Raw genomic sequence first — 14132 nt, 5'->3', positions numbered from 1 at the left:
GGGAACGAGATTCAAGAAGAAAAAATTACAATTAAAATCATAACCACCTCTACTCTTGCTAAATGGATGGTAAAGGTAGGGACAACCAGCAAGAGTGATGTAACGTAAAAAGAAAAAAAACCTTAAAAACTAATGCTTATACTTGATTTCGTCCTAAAAAACCAATGATTTAAAATTTTTATTTAATGAGCGGCGACAATTTGCTTGGAGAACAACCTCTAAAGTTTTACTCAGAAGAGGTAACTGAAACCAAAATCGAGCTAGTTCATCGCTTACTAATACTTAATGCTCAAAAAAATTCAATAGTAGATTTAGATAGAAAACACAAAGAATGGGGAAATGAATTAGCAAGTTAAAAAAATGCTCAGATGGGTTTAGAAAAGTTTTTTTATCAATAATTATCCATTATTCTTTTTCCAGCTTTGATAGATCTAAATTTCAAGCCATAAATCTCTAAAAATCGTAGAGTAAAATCACATATAATTTTCACCTAGGATATATTTATTTGTATTGCTTTTAAATTTATTTTACTAGATCTTTTGGATCAATGATTAATCGATTTTTAACTTTCTTCTTTTCAATTCTTGTTGTTCTTTCGATTACCCCCCATAAAGCAAATGCAATAACAGCTGATCTGCCAGAGTGTGTTGTCATAACGCACTGCGTGAGAGAAGACTTTAAAGTCAATGATTTAGAAAATGCTTTTAAAAAAGCAACCAAAATTGTTTCTGAAACAGCGAGAACAAAAATAGTTGAAAAAACTGATTCATTTATTCATGCTGAAGCGAAGACAAAATGGAGAAGATATACCGATGATCTACTGCTCAAAGCAATTCCAGAAAAAGGTATTATTCAAGTCAGATCAGAATCAAGAGTAGGAATTGGAGATAATGGAGTGAATCAGAAGAGGGTTGATGATTTTGCTTATCGTCTAATGACAGAATGAGTCATCACTAACTTACACACAAAAAATCAATTTCAAACACCCCCTGAAAAGTCATTGATTTTGAACATAATAAATTTTTCGATTAAGTTTGTTTGCGAAGGTATGGCTTAAGGGTAAAAAGTAAGTGATTTTTTATACAAATTGCTTTTCTTTTTATGCTTCTAGCAGCATTTGAACCTGGTAGAGAAATGGCCATCGCCAACTTTTTCCTAGCCATTTTTTGTCTGTTTACCGTTGCCCTTCCTTTCCTACTCATCACCCGTGGAGACAAAACTGAAGCAAATCGGGACTTCATTGCAGCAACAGTTAACCCATGGTCTCAAGTTGTTAAAGAAGCTGAGTTAGCACAAGTGGTTCTAACTGAGATTACCTCGTCAGTAAAAATGGAACCTAATCTGGAAATAGCTTCTGAGCAAAATGTCGAGCCGAGTCTAGAATCAGGAGACGTTATTTCTCTAGACATAAAAGGAAGTGATGAATTGGATGAGTCAATAACTCAAACATTACCAGCGGAGGAAGAACTATTAGCTGCTTGAAGGGTTTACACATTACTAGTAAAATCTGATCATCAGACAATTCACAAGGGGCAACTTTAGCCCCTTTTTAATGATCTTTTTAACTTTTGGGTTCTAACTGATTCATATACAGAACATGAGGGTGTTTATTCCCGTCTTCACTAGCATCTATCCATTCTTTGTATTCCTCTCTTAATGCTTGACTGTTTTTCTCACCTAATTCTTTTATCCTTCGGAAAGTGTCCTTCATGGTCACGTCAAGCGTTCTTTTTAAACTTATCGAAGGTATCTTCATACTAAATTGATCACCAAAGAATCAGTAATGAAAGAACAAACCACAAATGCAAATGTCATTGCCAAGGGTTTTTGAAATAGTTCATTTAAATATCTATCAACTAGCGAAGCATGCTAATGAAGCACAGTAAATAAAAAGCAAACACATTTCAAGTGGTTTACGTGTAAAAATGGAGAGATAAAATTGATTTGATTTCATGTGAATATCATCTAAACATTTGATACGTGCTGCGTGTTCGGGTTCCCCATATAACATTGCATATATATAGGTTGTGAAGATTAGCAAGATCGCCATTATGAAAACATGAAGCGCTTATTTCCTCTATTATTAATATCCTTGGTTATCTTGTTTTCTTCAGTCATATCAGCTAATGCTGAGTCGGAATTTGAGATGTATTTAAGTGATTTTTATCAAAAACAAGAGAAAGCAAGCAAACTACTGAAAGAAATTGAGACAGATTTAAAAGATGGAACCAGAGACAAAGTTTGTGCAAGACAAAGAGAAGCTGCTAACTATGGAATCGAAGCTACAGAGTCGTTGATTAAAGCATTTAAAACAAATGGTTCTGAAGCTGAAATGGAGAATCTTCAAGCGGGGCTAGATAAATGGAGAGAGTTGAGAGACTATTGCTAACAACTTTTCTCTTGCAAAATAAATGGATTTATTAGTTATTGTTTTTTTAATTGCCGCAATTTGGCTCATAAGAAAATTGGCATGGAATTTAGAAGAGGGAACCAATGAACAAAGAGAACGAAATCCAGAGTTAAATACAAAAAACTTCGATATGCATGAAAGAAGACTTGAACAATTTTCAAAGTCAAAATACAAAAACCGTATGTTTTATATCGGGGCTGATGGTACTTGCTACTATTACTCAGCTACTGGAAGAAAAATTTTTTGCTAATGGATGAAATATCTCAATGGGTTATTGCTGCTTTAATTGGAACATCTATTGCCGCCTTCTTGGCTTGGTTTAACAAATCCGGTTCGGACTTTAAAGACGGATTTGAGCCAAAAAGCAAAAGGACGAAAAAGAAAAAATAAATTGCATCTTCTAGAAAATTAAAAAGTATTGTGCGTGCACCATTTAGAACTAAATGAACCTAGAGGCAACAAGCATCTGACTTATTACTAGAGCAATTACAATAAAAAAAAATCAATCTACTTAAAAAGAAAAGTGGTAAATTAATCAAATGAATAAGCGCCTAAATATTTTTTAATCCCAGATTAATCAGTATTATTTACTTCCCACTCCAGTAAAAACAAATCCATTAAGAATACAGAAATCATATGCAAAAAGCTTTAAATTTTTAGGCATCTCAATCCATTTCATTTCCTCAATTTTATTTAATTGCTCTGAACTTAGATTCTCTGCTTTAGCATATTCCAGCATCATCTTTGACCAACTATCAGAATAAATATCTAAGTAAAATGCCTTTTGATTTTGATCAAAAAAAATAATTTTATCTTGATTTGTACTAACCTTTTTAGACAGTTGCTTATAGTATTCAATGTCCGATGTCATGATTATTTGTTTATTTAAAAATCTAACCTAATGAATTTACTTTTAAATAGTGATGAGATGTTCAAAATCTATACATTAAGTAGTCTGCGAAATCAAACGTTTTGCAGATTTACGTTTGAAGTGGAAAAGATAAAGTATAAAAACTAATTTAACTTGGAAATAACAAGAACTTGATCATTTTAATTATTAATCCCACTGTGGGGGAATACGTCTCCATCCAGTTGACAATAATTCCCTCCATAGTTTTATTGCCAAACCTCTTCTCATCCTCTTACGATTTTTTAAAAGTGGGGGTCCTTTTGATTCAAGCCTTCCCCTCTCAATCCAAACCTTAGGGTTTTGATCCCAGCTCTCCCAATCATATCGAAACCTAAGTATCCATATTCCATTTGCTTCCCTAATCCAACCATCTCGCTTCATACCAGCAAACAAGTTGGCAGTACAATTGTACCATAAAGTATTGTTGGTTTTTTTTAATGGGACTTTTTGGATGAAGCTTTATTTTTCCGTTTCGGCAGAGCTGTCATATCAGACTTAGGAATGCTGAAAGGAGTAAACAATTTCATAGTGTTGGTAGATATATCAGATATTTGAATTTTAAGATCACCAAAAAATTAAATGCTTGGGTGAAACTACCCTAAAAATATTCGCATTGCACTACAACATCCAATATGTAGTAGTAGCTAATTTCATTTAAAAACAAAATTAAAATGTTTTCTCCCTACCACGTAATCATGTTTGGAATTTTACTAATAACAGGTTTTGCATCAATTCTTCAGATGGCAGAAGGAGATAACGGTTTAAGAAAAAATCAAAGAAAGAATTCAAAATCAAAATTCGATTTGAACAGTTATTAAATTATTTTTGACAAGAAAACTATTTAAGCTAAGCAAGGCCAATCTAGGTTTCGATGATTTGTTAAAAACGGAGCTGGTGTGCAAACCTTCTCACCATCTGATGTTACATAGCACCTTTCAATGCCCCAACTTCGTTCAATGATTTTCACCTCAGTAGAGCCTTTTAGTAAAGGAGGTAACGCAATTTGAGCTCTGTTCATATTAATCTGTAACTATACATTTTTAACTCGTAAAAACGTTTTATCAATCAGTAAATAAATCCATTGACATTGAATCAAGTGCAAAACATACAAACTTAATAAAAATAAATTTTAAAGCCAACTCAAAGAAAGCGGATCATATAAATGCTTCTCATGAACCTTCACGAAACAAGTAACTCAGCTCAAATGTAATTACTCCCACAACTAATAAAATTCCTGAAATAGCCATGAACTGTCTTTAACATAGATGGCAAAGAATCTAAGCCGTTTAAAAAAGAAAAATTCATGTTATTAAGTGAAAGGGAAATGACACCTCTCCTCATATAGCTTTAGTCAGAGAGTGAATCAGAAGTTTTTTTTACAAAGAAGCGAAATGAAAAGAATAAAGCTCAATCAAGAATCTGAAGAAGTTGGAAAAACTTATAAAGTGATAGCGATATCATTAACAGTTGGACTTAATTTAATTATCTTTAGTTGGTTCTTTTTCTTCTCATGGCTTACTAAATAAATTGTCTATAAAAATGAGAGGTTTATTTATGTATCTAATCAGATAAATTATCAATAAAAAGGCGCAAGGTGATCGGACACAAGCTACCAGTAGGTATAACTTTTTTTACTATTAAAAGTGTATTTTATACATCAGGATCACAAATTTATTTTTTGAAGCTAACTTTTCAGTCTTTTTTAATATGTTAGAAGAAATATCTAAGACTCATGCAAGTAGATCTAAATTCCTTAGTAAATTCTTATGAAGTTGAACCCGTTTCTATTGGTAATCCATTTAAATCTTTAGTTATTGATCCTTCCACAATGGAAGTCCTAAGATTCGTACCAATAATTGCTTTTATAGCTTTACTCTTTGCAGCTATTTGGAGACAAGGGAAGAAATTCCCAATCAAAGCGATGGGTGATTTAAATGAAGAAAACAAGCAAGCTTGAAATCAATCGAAGATAATTAATGATATTTATTTTTGCTGAAAGTTTTTAGATTTTTGTAATTACATAATGGAACTAATGAGGTGGGTTCTCAAAGAATATATTTTAGACATTATATCATCAACTTTTAATAGAGATCAAAAAGAATTGGCTAACCCATTCGTCAACTCAATTAATTTTTTAGAAATTCCAATTTCTTTCATTGAGTGCCCCGCATTATCGATTACATAAAGTTTTGAAGAGGGCAATGATTTATTAAGATCCCATGCACTTCTCATGGGACAAACCACGTCATATCTTCCCTGAACAATCGAAACAGGAATATCATTTAGCTTAGTAATGTTTTTTAAAATATAATTTTCCTCTAAAAAAATGTTATTAACAAAATAATGACATTCTATACGCGCAAAAGAATCTGAGAAATTATTATTTGCAGCTTTTTTAATGGATAATTCTTTGGGCATTAGAAAGCTTGTTGACATTTCCCATCTCGTCCAAGCATGAGCCGCTTTGGCTCTTTCAGACCTATCTTGACTGGTTAATCTCTTATGAAAAGCATTAATCAAATCGCCTCTCTCATTTTGCGGAATAACAGACTGATATAGATCAAATTCTTCAGGAAAAATCTCACTAGCTCCTTTTTGATAGAACCAACTTAATTCGGTTTTTCGGCACAAAAATATACCCCTAAGAGTAAGACTTAAAACTTTTTCCGTGTGTTGAATGGCATAAATCAAGCTTAAGGTTGAGCCCCATGAGCCCCCAAAGACATGCCATGATTCAATTTTTAAGAGTTGTCTTAATTTTTCAATGTCTTCAATTAAATGATGTGTCGTATTTTCTTTTATCTCAGAATGAGGAGAAGATCTACCGCATCCTCTTTGATCAAATTGAACAATATTGAATTTCTTTGGGTCAAAATATCTTCTATAAGAAGGACTACTCCCACCACCTGGGCCTCCATGAACAATCAAGACAGAGGATCCGTTTGGATTGCCACTTCTTTCCCAGTAGATTGAGTGTAGTGGGCTCACTTTCAATATCCCTTGTTCCTTAGGTTCTATTTCTGGAAATAACATTTTTAATTAAATTTTCGTCTTTTGCTTTTGAGACATTTCATTCAACTCAAGCATACATAACAAAATTAGCTATAAAGGATTATTAAAAAGGAATTGATCAATGCGTAAGAAAAATTGGCTCAAAAACTTTCGATTAAATATTCATGCCCCTGGAACAGGTTTTGCCCTAATGATTTTGGCTTTAACTCAAATACCAGTAGGAATAAAAAATGCAGCTGAAGTTGCTTGTATTGGTCAAACTTCAAATAAGATTTGGAAATCAGAAAAGAATCATGCGGATGCAAACATGCTTGCAGTTCAAAGATGCAATGGAAGAAATTAACTGGAATCATGTGTTCGTCCTCAAGAAAATTAGATAAAAAACTAAAAAATGTAACGTTGGCCTAGAACTTGATTTTTAACACGATAAAAAGATAAATATTTAAAAATTCTTCTTTTTTATGACTTCAGCGCTAAAAATAATCGATCAAGAACTAGCACAGTTTGGCTGGGTTGAGTCAATAGCTACTAATTCGATAAGTGATTTCAAGTCACCCAAGATAGATGTTGAAGAGCAAAAAACTAATGAAAAAGAATCTGATCTCATAGACACATTCATATGTCATCTTATTTTCTATGTGGTTTTTTGCTATTCCCTATTTCTATATATTTTTATTGATTTGGGTTTTGGTTCCTTTTTAAAGAATAAAGTAAATACATTATTTAAACTCCAAAAAAAGTTTGAACCGCCTTCCTTTATCAGTGCTCACTTCAATTAATACAGACTAGGCTTGTCCTTAAACAAATTAATTGGGTATTCCTTACTATCGCACTAACTAAAATAATGTATTTAGATAGGAAAGAAGTAATTCACTAACGGTCTGAGTCTGCACAGACCGTTTTTTTTATTAAAATGCAAAATTTTTTCGCCAAACTATCAAAATATTTTTATGGAATTGAAGTTGGTCAATTTTATGAAGAGCCCATAGGAGACGATTACTTATATCCAGATTGGTAAATAGACGTCATATGCGTTTATCATCGTTCAATCCAAGATTATTCATTACTACACAACCATTTAGAAAATGAGACAATCAATTGATTTTTAACTGATAATAACCACAAACTATATTTTTTTAACTTGGTAAAGCCTTAAGCATAGCCTCTACTCCTATAATTCTTATCTTTGATTCGTTAATCGACTAATAGTTAATTCTACTTGAGTAAAAGCCGAGGTGTATAAATTTAACAAGATCGATTAGAACATCTATATACCGATACGGAGGGTTATGAAACTAAAAAATCCTTTGAACATAATCAAAAATGCATTAAGTGATATTCGAACAATGCATGACTTCTCTTACACGGTTCCCAATGAAACTAGAGATGAGTTTTGGGAAAAAGAATGTAGTAATCATCCAACAGCATCTACTTGCAAAGTTTATGAGGGTTAATAAAAATAAACTTTGTACTAGTTAATAGCTGTTCAACCAAACAAGAATTATCTAAGCAAAAAAAAGGGCCCTGCCTAGCAGGGCCTTACAAAAAAAGTTAACAAACTAATGTTGATAGCGATGACCGCGATAAGCCAATTGGGAATTTAGCTCAGACTTAGCATCGCTTCTGCATGTGTTGTAGTGATTACGCCTGTAAGTCAGCTCAACACAATCCTTTTGAGCTTTTTGATCTTTGTGCTGGACATAGTTTTGTCCACGATATAGAAGAGTTGTCATCATCCATACTCCGAATGTTGATTTAAGTCCCCGTTCCTTGGCTTAAATCGAGATGCGGCTCGCTATGTAACGAGTTGAACGTTTTGGTAGCGGTTGCTACAAAAACTATTATGTTATGCATGGATGGCACGTGTAGTTCATCTGGATACAAAACTATCTAGTGGTATATACTCAAATTTCAAAATCTTTTTTTCTTAAATATCAACTTAAAAGAGAATTCTGCTAATTTTTTTTAAGCTTTAAGAGGTCTCCCATAAGGGTTTCTTAGAGACTTCCCATTCTGTTTCCACTGACGACCTCCATAGGTCTCTTGCTTTTTCATAAGTTAGCTTCTCACTTTCATGTAATTGAACATGAGGAGTAATGCCGTGTAGGAATCTGAACCTGCAGCTAGCGTAGTGAACCCTTATGTATGTAGTTCCGTCTTCATCAGGGTGTTTATCTTTTAAAAACCTCATTGCCCAGACTCGATCTTTTTTCACAAGCCAACTTTCATTGTGCATTTTCAGTAGGAGCTTGGATTATCTCTTTTATGCTGCCTAGCCTTGGAATGACAACTATCTGGTGACCAACGATTTTTAACAACTTCAAGGAAATCACATATGAATTCATCTGGGCAATCAAGCTCATACTGCAATTCAGCTAACTCATCAATAAAAAATTCGAATGTTCTACTTATTAAACCTGACTTTTGCTTTTGGGACGGAATCCATTTGGCCATAACTAGAAACAATAACTAGCTAACACAATAATTAAACTATTACTGCAGAACCTATTTGGTAAACACCTGCTATTAAAAGCAAAACAGGAAGGTTTATTAAAACTAAAAGCTTAGCGGCAGTAATTTTATTAATTGCTGTCATTGCTAAAATGTTTTTTAAAATTTGAATCAATTATTAGGAATATAACCAGGAATAATCTATCCCAAAAGGTCGGTTCAGGTAGGGCTAACCAGTTCGGGTAAAAAAGAGGAAATCCCACCAAAAACGTGAATTAATTCTGGATAGAGTTGGACATTAGGAGAAGATCAATGAAACGCAATTTATTATTTTTGTCATCGGCTATGTTTTTGACAGCTATGAATGCACAAGCCGAAAGTTTTTGGTTGATCCTTCAAAACAGTACTTACGGAATAGAAAAAATAGAAATGAAAAACATGTCTCAATGCGAGGAACAAGGCAAGCAGTACACAAAAAGTTCGGGTATTCCTCGTTACTTGTGCTTAATAGGCAAATAAAAAAGTATCAAACAAAATACCTTATTGGTAAAACTGGATGGTTAACTTGCTGACTTTTAATTAGTAGACGAATTGAAGGTGGTTTAACAACAATCACAACCTTTGTCTCCTATTATTGCATTTTCTTCAAACGTATCAGCAATATCTCGAAGCATTAGTGCGATAAATGATGGAGGACATTGGAGTTCACTAGCATACTTAGCGTATTGCTGAGCAGTTCCCTGCATTGCTGGAATAATGATGTTATCGATTTGATCTTCAGTGGGTGACCACTTCGTTTCACATTTTTCAGTCATAGTTTACAGTCACCTAACAACAAAAATATAAATGTGTTTTGCATGGAGTCAATATTGTAAATCCATTTACCACTTGCTTAAGCATTTGATCAAACGACACCCAATTTCATTCCACTTTTCACCTTCGCAAGAATCTTATCGTCTAAATCATTGTCTGTTTGAAGAACTAGCCACTCAATTGCACTGATAATAAAAGCTTTCATTTGCTTCTTGAAAAATTTTTTCAACATCAAAAAGAGTACTGGCTTTAGTATTAAGAAAAGGAAACTAACCATTACATTCCAATTTATTCAATATGGTTTTACCTCATATTCTCAAATATTGGTGTAACCACCCCAAAAATCTTCGCATTGCACTACAACATCGACTTAGTTCGTTGGTTAGATTCATCAGGATTTTTATTTTTTTAACATGCTTACTCCATATCACATAATTTTATTCGGAATACTTTTAGTAGTTAGTTCTGCTTCAATTTTTCAAATGTCCACTGCAGAGCAAAGCTGATGACATCATTTTTTATAATTGCAATGGCTGGTTATTTCTATTTGATGGCCTGCTTATGGAGAGATTTAAGAAGAACCAAAACAAGTTGAAATTCACTTAATATTTTAATTTTTAAAATTGCTTGTTAACTTCAAAGAAGACTCAAACAAATCTTCTTTATTATTTAGCAAAAAGAATGCAAAGCCTTACAAGATTTTCAGTAATTGGTATCCCCGCAACCATTGGAATAGGAATTGCCTGGGTCGGTAATCGAATTATTAAAAATGAAAAAGGTCTCAAAGATCGTGAATTAGAACTTAAGCTTCAACTAAACAATAAATTTCATTGAACATCTTTAATCAGAAGAAAAACTCAATGAAGAATAATATTGGCCTGATTTTATTTGATATAGATGGGGTTATTCGTGACGTAACAAACAGCTATCGATTGGCTATCCAAGAAACTGTAAATTTTTTTAGTGGGTGGAGACCCTCGATAGAAGATATTGATTCTATAAAAAGTGAAGGCTGTTGGAACAATGATTGGGATTTGAGCCTAGAAATGATTAATAGACATGTACAAACCAACAATCTTTCTTTTTCAGCTCCGTCTAGAGAAATATTAATTGAATGCTTTGAAAACTTTTATTTTGGTGGAGATCCAAACCATGACTCTAGTGAATGGTCAGGTTTTATTAAAGATGAAACTTTATTAGTCAAACAAACACTTTTCAAGGAATTAACTCAGCGAAGAATTGGTTGGGGTTTCGTAAGTGGAGCTGAATTACCATCAGCGAAATTCGTCTTAGAGCAGAGGCTTGGCTTAGCCTCTGCTCCCTTGATTGCAATGGGTGAAGCGCCTGAAAAACCTGATCCAACAGGTTTTATTTCACTATCTTCTAAACTTTCAAAAAATCCTTTAGGCCTTTCCAACCCTCCAATTGCATATATAGGAGATACTGTTGCAGATGTTAAAACAGTAATAAATGCTCGAATTAAGATCCCTGATCAGAAATTTATCAGTATCGCTATTGCCCCCCCACATTTACATGTAGATTCAAGTCGAGAGAAACGTCTAAGTTATGAGGCAGAGTTGAGAAAAGCAGGTGCAGACCTGATTATTAAATCGATGGACAATTTTAAAAATGAAATTCTAAATTTGTTTATAAACCAATAGATAGTTCGATAATCTAATTTTTATTTCTCATAATTATTCAGTTGAACAATAAAAAACCACCTAAGATAATTTGTTAGAGAGGTGCTTAAAACAATTAGTAAATAATGAGCAATGAACCATCTTTAGCACGTAATTGCAAAACGAAATCAAGCTGAAACTGCTTCAGCATTAATTACATCATCGTCAGACATGTTTACTTCATCATCATTTGATTTCTTATTTTGAAGAATGTAGTAAGCAGCTCCGCCAGCAACTGTTGATGAGACAATTAATCCAGAAATAAGTGTAAGTGCAACGAGTCCGCCTATCAGTCCACCTTTCAAACGAAGAAGGTTTGATTTAATTAAAAGAAGTAAAAGTAATGTTGAAGTTGCTTTTAATGAAGCGATTCTTAAAGCTGTTAAAGGCCAAAATGGATTAAAGAAAAACATTTTAAAATTTCTTTCTTCAAATGTAGAGACTTTTTTGACTTATTGAGGGAAAAAAACTAGAAAATGGTGAAATTGCTTGTAGTTCCTTTAGGTGTAACAAAGTCTTGGACAACTTCTTCGCTCATACATTCAGTTGGATAGGAGATCACATTCTTTGCTGTGAATCCTGCACCAATGGCAACCACACCAATCACAAAAATCCATTTGGATCTTTCACTTGAAATAAGTCTGTTAATCATTTACGAAAAATCATTGATTTTTATTCTGTCAAATAGTCTGAGAATTGGGTCAAAAAGATATTGATCGAGAGTTTTATCAGCATTTTGAGAAGTCATTACCCAATAAATAAAAGCCCCAATACAGAGAAGAGTTAATATTTTCGGCCAAAAGTTTTCTGGATAATTCGAATCGGAGTTGAATTGATTTTCTTTTCTCATTACTTCCAACGTATACGTTCTGGATGATCTTTTTCAATTTTCCTAAGTAGCAAAACCAAACCCACAAGACTCAATGGTCCAATGACAAGTGCAACTTGCATAAAGGTTTTTATTAAAGGATCTAAAACCGCAAAGAAATTCAATTTCTCAACAACTTTCGCCACCATTACAACCAATAATCTTGAGAGTGAGTCTGGAGGAATTAAGAACATATCTTCTTACTGATTTACTTGTTGCTTTTATCTTAGTATTAGCTTGAATTTAGAAATACATTTTAATTATTTTTGGAATGTGCGGTCAACGTCCAAATATTCGCCTAGTCCGTCCTCGGGTTTCCTCTGTTAAACAACTAACCCGGTTTCAATCATTGGTAAGTTTCTTTAAAAAATATTAGTTCTTGTATTAGGAAGATTTCAATAAAGTTGCTAATTTCGTATTAGCTCCAAATTAACTTAATTGACCTTCAGATCATTATTGTTATTAGCACATCTACAAGCATTTCTCATCCCTATCATTATTGGAATTAAGTCCATAAACAGATTCAAGCAAATTAGATTTCCTCTGCTACCACCTTTTGCCTTTATCTCACTAGGACTTGCTTCAATGTTTGAGATGTTCGATCATACGACTACGGATTGGATATATGTAGATCACTCATCAATATATAATTGGCTGTTTTATTCATTTCTTTCTATTGGATTATCGTTCTTTACTATTTCAGTAGCTAAAAACAAGTCGATCATAACTAGCAATATTTTGTTAATAATTGCCGCGGTTTTTTCTTATTGGTTACTAGACAAGTCAACAACTCTTTTAATTCAGGTATTAATAAGTATTCTACTTGTATCGCAATGGTGGAGACGATTTAAAGATTGGGTCTTCTTTATTTATCCCATCACGGGAGTATTCTTTACTACATTCTTTGGGATTCTACTTTCAAGTTCAGGCGAACAAATATGGCATGTATTTATAGGTCCATCTGGAACAATAAGTGTCTTAACTTTTTACGCAGTTTTAAAGAGATCAAGAAAAAAAGAAATCATTTCTGCTTAATAAGATATTGATCAACTTCAAGATCGCTATGATTTTTTTAAAATTACATTTGCAGTTATCATCTTAGGTAAGATGATTCATCCAATTACGTTGATCAATGTTTAAAAGCTAATGAGTCTGAGTTCTCATAGACAACACAAAATTTATATTGCTGCAACGATGGGGTATGGACTTGGTTCTGAAGATCCAGAAGAATTAGCGCTTTATGAGATGATCAAAAAAGAAATAGAAAAAGACTGCAAAAACAGAAATATGGGCATTAAAAGAACTGATTAGACTCTCATTTCAGAAAGTGTCTAAAGATAGGGTAGGCATTTAACTTCGCTAACTTAAAGATCTGCGGGTGTAGTTCAGTGGTAGAACGTCAGCTTCCCAAGCTGAATGTCGCCAGTTCGAGTCTGGTCATCCGCTTGAAAAAAATCGAAACTAAATTCTAATTGTGTGGTGTAACTCACAACAGCAAGTTCAGTCCACAGAAAACAATTGATATCGACATAATTTGATTTTAGAGATTTACATGGATAACCCCTCTAAGGAACAAATTCTTGCTGCATCCAGTGGATGGGTTGCTACAACATTAAATTTCCTTCCTGGCTTAGGTGCTGGATACCTTTACCAACGTCGCTGGATTCCTTACTTTGCAACTGGAGGAGCAGCTACAGCTTGGTTCGTTCTAGGGGCAATCTTAAATGGTGATACAGAGCCAACAAAAGCCGAACAATTAATTGGAATAGGAGGCTTATTTTTGATATCAATCATAACAATGGTTGAATCTAAAATTGCTCATAAGAAAGCAAGATTAGTCGTAGAAGAACAGCTTCAGGCAAAGACTCCAAAGAAAAAAGGAGGTCTTTTTAGATAATCAGTCATTTAGAAAATTAATAGTGATGACAGTAAAAAATCATAATTGTGTTAGGAGAGGTTGAAGATATGATTAATGAGACAGAATTTTAT

The 14132-nt window shown here is 33.3% G+C and carries 31 protein-coding genes and 1 tRNA gene; 19 read left to right on the top strand and 13 right to left on the bottom strand.

The window, feature by feature from the left end:
• The first annotated feature begins 185 nt into the window (after positions 1 to 185).
• Entirely contained in the window at positions 186 to 356 is a 171-nt protein-coding gene (locus SIB75_RS05100; protein WP_269605936.1) for a hypothetical protein, read from the top strand.
• A gap of 166 nt (positions 357 to 522) precedes the next feature.
• On the opposite strand, the gene SIB75_RS05095 is transcribed toward SIB75_RS05100, so the two are convergent.
• Entirely contained in the window at positions 523 to 654 is a 132-nt protein-coding gene (locus SIB75_RS05095; RefSeq protein ID WP_413684515.1) for a hypothetical protein, read from the bottom strand.
• Between the two features lie 10 nt (positions 655 to 664).
• Between SIB75_RS05095 and SIB75_RS05090 the strand changes: the two genes are divergently transcribed.
• Positions 665 to 946 (top strand): DUF1499 domain-containing protein, encoded by a 282-nt coding sequence (locus tag SIB75_RS05090; protein ID WP_413684513.1) that lies wholly within the window; start codon positions 665 to 667, stop codon positions 944 to 946.
• 188 nt (positions 947 to 1134) lie between these two features.
• Positions 1135 to 1482 carry a hypothetical protein gene (locus SIB75_RS05085; protein WP_413390764.1) on the top strand — a complete coding sequence of 116 codons (348 nt, stop codon included), beginning with the start codon at positions 1135 to 1137 and terminating at the stop codon, positions 1480 to 1482.
• A gap of 79 nt (positions 1483 to 1561) precedes the next feature.
• On the opposite strand, the gene SIB75_RS05080 is transcribed toward SIB75_RS05085, so the two are convergent.
• Positions 1562 to 1756: a hypothetical protein gene (locus SIB75_RS05080; protein ID WP_413684511.1), complete on the bottom strand. Its 195-nt coding sequence runs from the start codon at positions 1754 to 1756 to the stop codon at positions 1562 to 1564.
• A 303-nt stretch (positions 1757 to 2059) separates the two neighbouring features.
• Here SIB75_RS05080 and SIB75_RS05075 point away from each other — a divergent pair, with 303 nt between their 5' ends.
• From SIB75_RS05075 to SIB75_RS05065, 3 genes are read left to right on the top strand one after another with little or no spacing between them, the layout of a single operon-like run.
• Positions 2060 to 2389: a hypothetical protein gene (locus SIB75_RS05075; protein ID WP_413684509.1), complete on the top strand. Its 330-nt coding sequence runs from the start codon at positions 2060 to 2062 to the stop codon at positions 2387 to 2389.
• Between the two features lie 22 nt (positions 2390 to 2411).
• Entirely contained in the window at positions 2412 to 2660 is a 249-nt protein-coding gene (locus SIB75_RS05070) for a hypothetical protein (protein WP_413684507.1), read from the top strand.
• On the top strand, positions 2660 to 2800 hold the full coding sequence (locus SIB75_RS05065; RefSeq protein WP_413684505.1) for a hypothetical protein: 141 nt from the start codon (positions 2660 to 2662) through the stop codon (positions 2798 to 2800). The genes SIB75_RS05070 and SIB75_RS05065 overlap by 1 nt, the downstream gene beginning before the upstream one ends.
• Positions 2801 to 2993: 193 nt before the next feature.
• On the opposite strand, the gene SIB75_RS05060 is transcribed toward SIB75_RS05065, so the two are convergent.
• On the bottom strand, positions 2994 to 3281 hold the full coding sequence (locus tag SIB75_RS05060) for a hypothetical protein (protein ID WP_413684503.1): 288 nt from the start codon (positions 3279 to 3281) through the stop codon (positions 2994 to 2996).
• 186 nt (positions 3282 to 3467) lie between these two features.
• A complete protein-coding gene (locus SIB75_RS05055) occupies positions 3468 to 3701 on the bottom strand; it encodes a DUF1651 domain-containing protein (protein WP_413684501.1) in 234 nt (77 codons plus the stop codon).
• Positions 3702 to 4015: 314 nt separating this feature from the next.
• Between SIB75_RS05055 and SIB75_RS05050 the strand changes: the two genes are divergently transcribed.
• Positions 4016 to 4138 carry a hypothetical protein gene (locus SIB75_RS05050; protein WP_413684499.1) on the top strand — a complete coding sequence of 41 codons (123 nt, stop codon included), beginning with the start codon at positions 4016 to 4018 and terminating at the stop codon, positions 4136 to 4138.
• Between the two features lie 23 nt (positions 4139 to 4161).
• On the opposite strand, the gene SIB75_RS05045 is transcribed toward SIB75_RS05050, so the two are convergent.
• Positions 4162 to 4338 (bottom strand): hypothetical protein, encoded by a 177-nt coding sequence (locus tag SIB75_RS05045; protein ID WP_413684497.1) that lies wholly within the window; start codon positions 4336 to 4338, stop codon positions 4162 to 4164.
• Positions 4339 to 4711: 373 nt separating this feature from the next.
• Between SIB75_RS05045 and SIB75_RS05040 the strand changes: the two genes are divergently transcribed.
• Positions 4712 to 4846, top strand: coding sequence for a hypothetical protein (locus SIB75_RS05040; RefSeq protein ID WP_413684495.1), 135 nt, complete (start codon positions 4712 to 4714; stop codon positions 4844 to 4846).
• A gap of 206 nt (positions 4847 to 5052) precedes the next feature.
• Positions 5053 to 5277, top strand: coding sequence for a hypothetical protein (locus SIB75_RS05035; RefSeq protein WP_413390777.1), 225 nt, complete (start codon positions 5053 to 5055; stop codon positions 5275 to 5277).
• A 134-nt stretch (positions 5278 to 5411) separates the two neighbouring features.
• On the opposite strand, the gene pip is transcribed toward SIB75_RS05035, so the two are convergent.
• Positions 5412 to 6353 (bottom strand): prolyl aminopeptidase, encoded by a 942-nt coding sequence (pip, locus tag SIB75_RS05030; protein WP_413684493.1) that lies wholly within the window; start codon positions 6351 to 6353, stop codon positions 5412 to 5414.
• Positions 6354 to 6453: 100 nt separating this feature from the next.
• Between pip and SIB75_RS05025 the strand changes: the two genes are divergently transcribed.
• The 3 genes from SIB75_RS05025 (at position 6454) to SIB75_RS05015 (ending at position 7786) form a co-directional block, all read left to right on the top strand.
• The gene (locus SIB75_RS05025; protein ID WP_413684491.1) at positions 6454 to 6675 is read left to right on the top strand and encodes a hypothetical protein; all 222 of its coding nucleotides are present in this window, start codon (positions 6454 to 6456) and stop codon (positions 6673 to 6675) included.
• 118 nt (positions 6676 to 6793) lie between these two features.
• The gene (locus SIB75_RS05020) at positions 6794 to 7111 is read left to right on the top strand and encodes a hypothetical protein (protein ID WP_413684489.1); all 318 of its coding nucleotides are present in this window, start codon (positions 6794 to 6796) and stop codon (positions 7109 to 7111) included.
• Positions 7112 to 7639: 528 nt separating this feature from the next.
• Positions 7640 to 7786, top strand: a complete 147-nt coding sequence (locus SIB75_RS05015) for a hypothetical protein (RefSeq protein ID WP_219046016.1) — start codon at positions 7640 to 7642, stop codon at positions 7784 to 7786.
• A 105-nt stretch (positions 7787 to 7891) separates the two neighbouring features.
• On the opposite strand, the gene SIB75_RS05010 is transcribed toward SIB75_RS05015, so the two are convergent.
• The 3 genes from SIB75_RS05010 to SIB75_RS05000 all read right to left on the bottom strand — a co-directional run bounded on the left by SIB75_RS05010 (position 7892) and on the right by SIB75_RS05000 (position 8786).
• Positions 7892 to 8065, bottom strand: coding sequence for a DUF4278 domain-containing protein (locus SIB75_RS05010; RefSeq protein ID WP_413684487.1), 174 nt, complete (start codon positions 8063 to 8065; stop codon positions 7892 to 7894).
• 239 nt (positions 8066 to 8304) lie between these two features.
• Positions 8305 to 8568, bottom strand: a complete 264-nt coding sequence (locus SIB75_RS05005; RefSeq protein WP_413684485.1) for a DUF1651 domain-containing protein — start codon at positions 8566 to 8568, stop codon at positions 8305 to 8307.
• Between the two features lie 2 nt (positions 8569 to 8570).
• A complete protein-coding gene (locus SIB75_RS05000; protein WP_413684483.1) occupies positions 8571 to 8786 on the bottom strand; it encodes a hypothetical protein in 216 nt (71 codons plus the stop codon).
• A 309-nt stretch (positions 8787 to 9095) separates the two neighbouring features.
• Here SIB75_RS05000 and SIB75_RS04995 point away from each other — a divergent pair, with 309 nt between their 5' ends.
• Complete coding sequence (locus tag SIB75_RS04995) at positions 9096 to 9302, top strand: hypothetical protein (protein ID WP_413684482.1); 207 nt, start codon at positions 9096 to 9098, stop codon at positions 9300 to 9302.
• Positions 9303 to 9385: 83 nt separating this feature from the next.
• Here the strand turns inward: SIB75_RS04995 and SIB75_RS04990 are convergent, their stop codons facing one another.
• Positions 9386 to 9598: a hypothetical protein gene (locus tag SIB75_RS04990; RefSeq protein ID WP_413684480.1), complete on the bottom strand. Its 213-nt coding sequence runs from the start codon at positions 9596 to 9598 to the stop codon at positions 9386 to 9388.
• Positions 9599 to 10223: 625 nt separating this feature from the next.
• Between SIB75_RS04990 and SIB75_RS04985 the strand changes: the two genes are divergently transcribed.
• Positions 10224 to 10430, top strand: coding sequence for a hypothetical protein (locus SIB75_RS04985; RefSeq protein WP_413684479.1), 207 nt, complete (start codon positions 10224 to 10226; stop codon positions 10428 to 10430).
• 26 nt (positions 10431 to 10456) lie between these two features.
• Complete coding sequence (locus tag SIB75_RS04980) at positions 10457 to 11257, top strand: TIGR01548 family HAD-type hydrolase (protein WP_413684478.1); 801 nt, start codon at positions 10457 to 10459, stop codon at positions 11255 to 11257.
• A gap of 146 nt (positions 11258 to 11403) precedes the next feature.
• Here the strand turns inward: SIB75_RS04980 and SIB75_RS04975 are convergent, their stop codons facing one another.
• The 3 genes from SIB75_RS04975 to SIB75_RS04965 form a co-directional block, all read right to left on the bottom strand.
• On the bottom strand, positions 11404 to 11688 hold the full coding sequence (locus SIB75_RS04975; RefSeq protein WP_269613120.1) for a hypothetical protein: 285 nt from the start codon (positions 11686 to 11688) through the stop codon (positions 11404 to 11406).
• A 56-nt stretch (positions 11689 to 11744) separates the two neighbouring features.
• Positions 11745 to 11927 carry a hypothetical protein gene (locus tag SIB75_RS04970; RefSeq protein ID WP_269617101.1) on the bottom strand — a complete coding sequence of 61 codons (183 nt, stop codon included), beginning with the start codon at positions 11925 to 11927 and terminating at the stop codon, positions 11745 to 11747.
• A gap of 197 nt (positions 11928 to 12124) precedes the next feature.
• Positions 12125 to 12337 carry a hypothetical protein gene (locus tag SIB75_RS04965; RefSeq protein WP_413684476.1) on the bottom strand — a complete coding sequence of 71 codons (213 nt, stop codon included), beginning with the start codon at positions 12335 to 12337 and terminating at the stop codon, positions 12125 to 12127.
• Between the two features lie 391 nt (positions 12338 to 12728).
• Here SIB75_RS04965 and SIB75_RS04960 point away from each other — a divergent pair, with 391 nt between their 5' ends.
• The 4 genes from SIB75_RS04960 (at position 12729) to SIB75_RS04945 (ending at position 14040) form a co-directional block, all read left to right on the top strand.
• Positions 12729 to 13178 carry a hypothetical protein gene (locus SIB75_RS04960; protein WP_413684475.1) on the top strand — a complete coding sequence of 150 codons (450 nt, stop codon included), beginning with the start codon at positions 12729 to 12731 and terminating at the stop codon, positions 13176 to 13178.
• Positions 13179 to 13289: 111 nt separating this feature from the next.
• Positions 13290 to 13454, top strand: a complete 165-nt coding sequence (locus SIB75_RS04955) for a hypothetical protein (protein ID WP_219045946.1) — start codon at positions 13290 to 13292, stop codon at positions 13452 to 13454.
• A 63-nt stretch (positions 13455 to 13517) separates the two neighbouring features.
• Positions 13518 to 13589: transfer RNA gene (locus SIB75_RS04950), tRNA-Gly, on the top strand.
• Positions 13590 to 13695: 106 nt separating this feature from the next.
• Complete coding sequence (locus SIB75_RS04945; protein WP_413684474.1) at positions 13696 to 14040, top strand: hypothetical protein; 345 nt, start codon at positions 13696 to 13698, stop codon at positions 14038 to 14040.
• Positions 14041 to 14132: the final 92 nt, after the last annotated feature.

Source organism: Prochlorococcus sp. MIT 1011, from assembly GCF_047305235.1.
GTDB lineage: Bacteria > Cyanobacteriota > Cyanobacteriia > PCC-6307 > Cyanobiaceae > Prochlorococcus_B.
The sequence above is the reverse complement of the archived record's forward strand: the minus strand, read 5'-3'. Positions and strand labels throughout refer to the sequence as shown.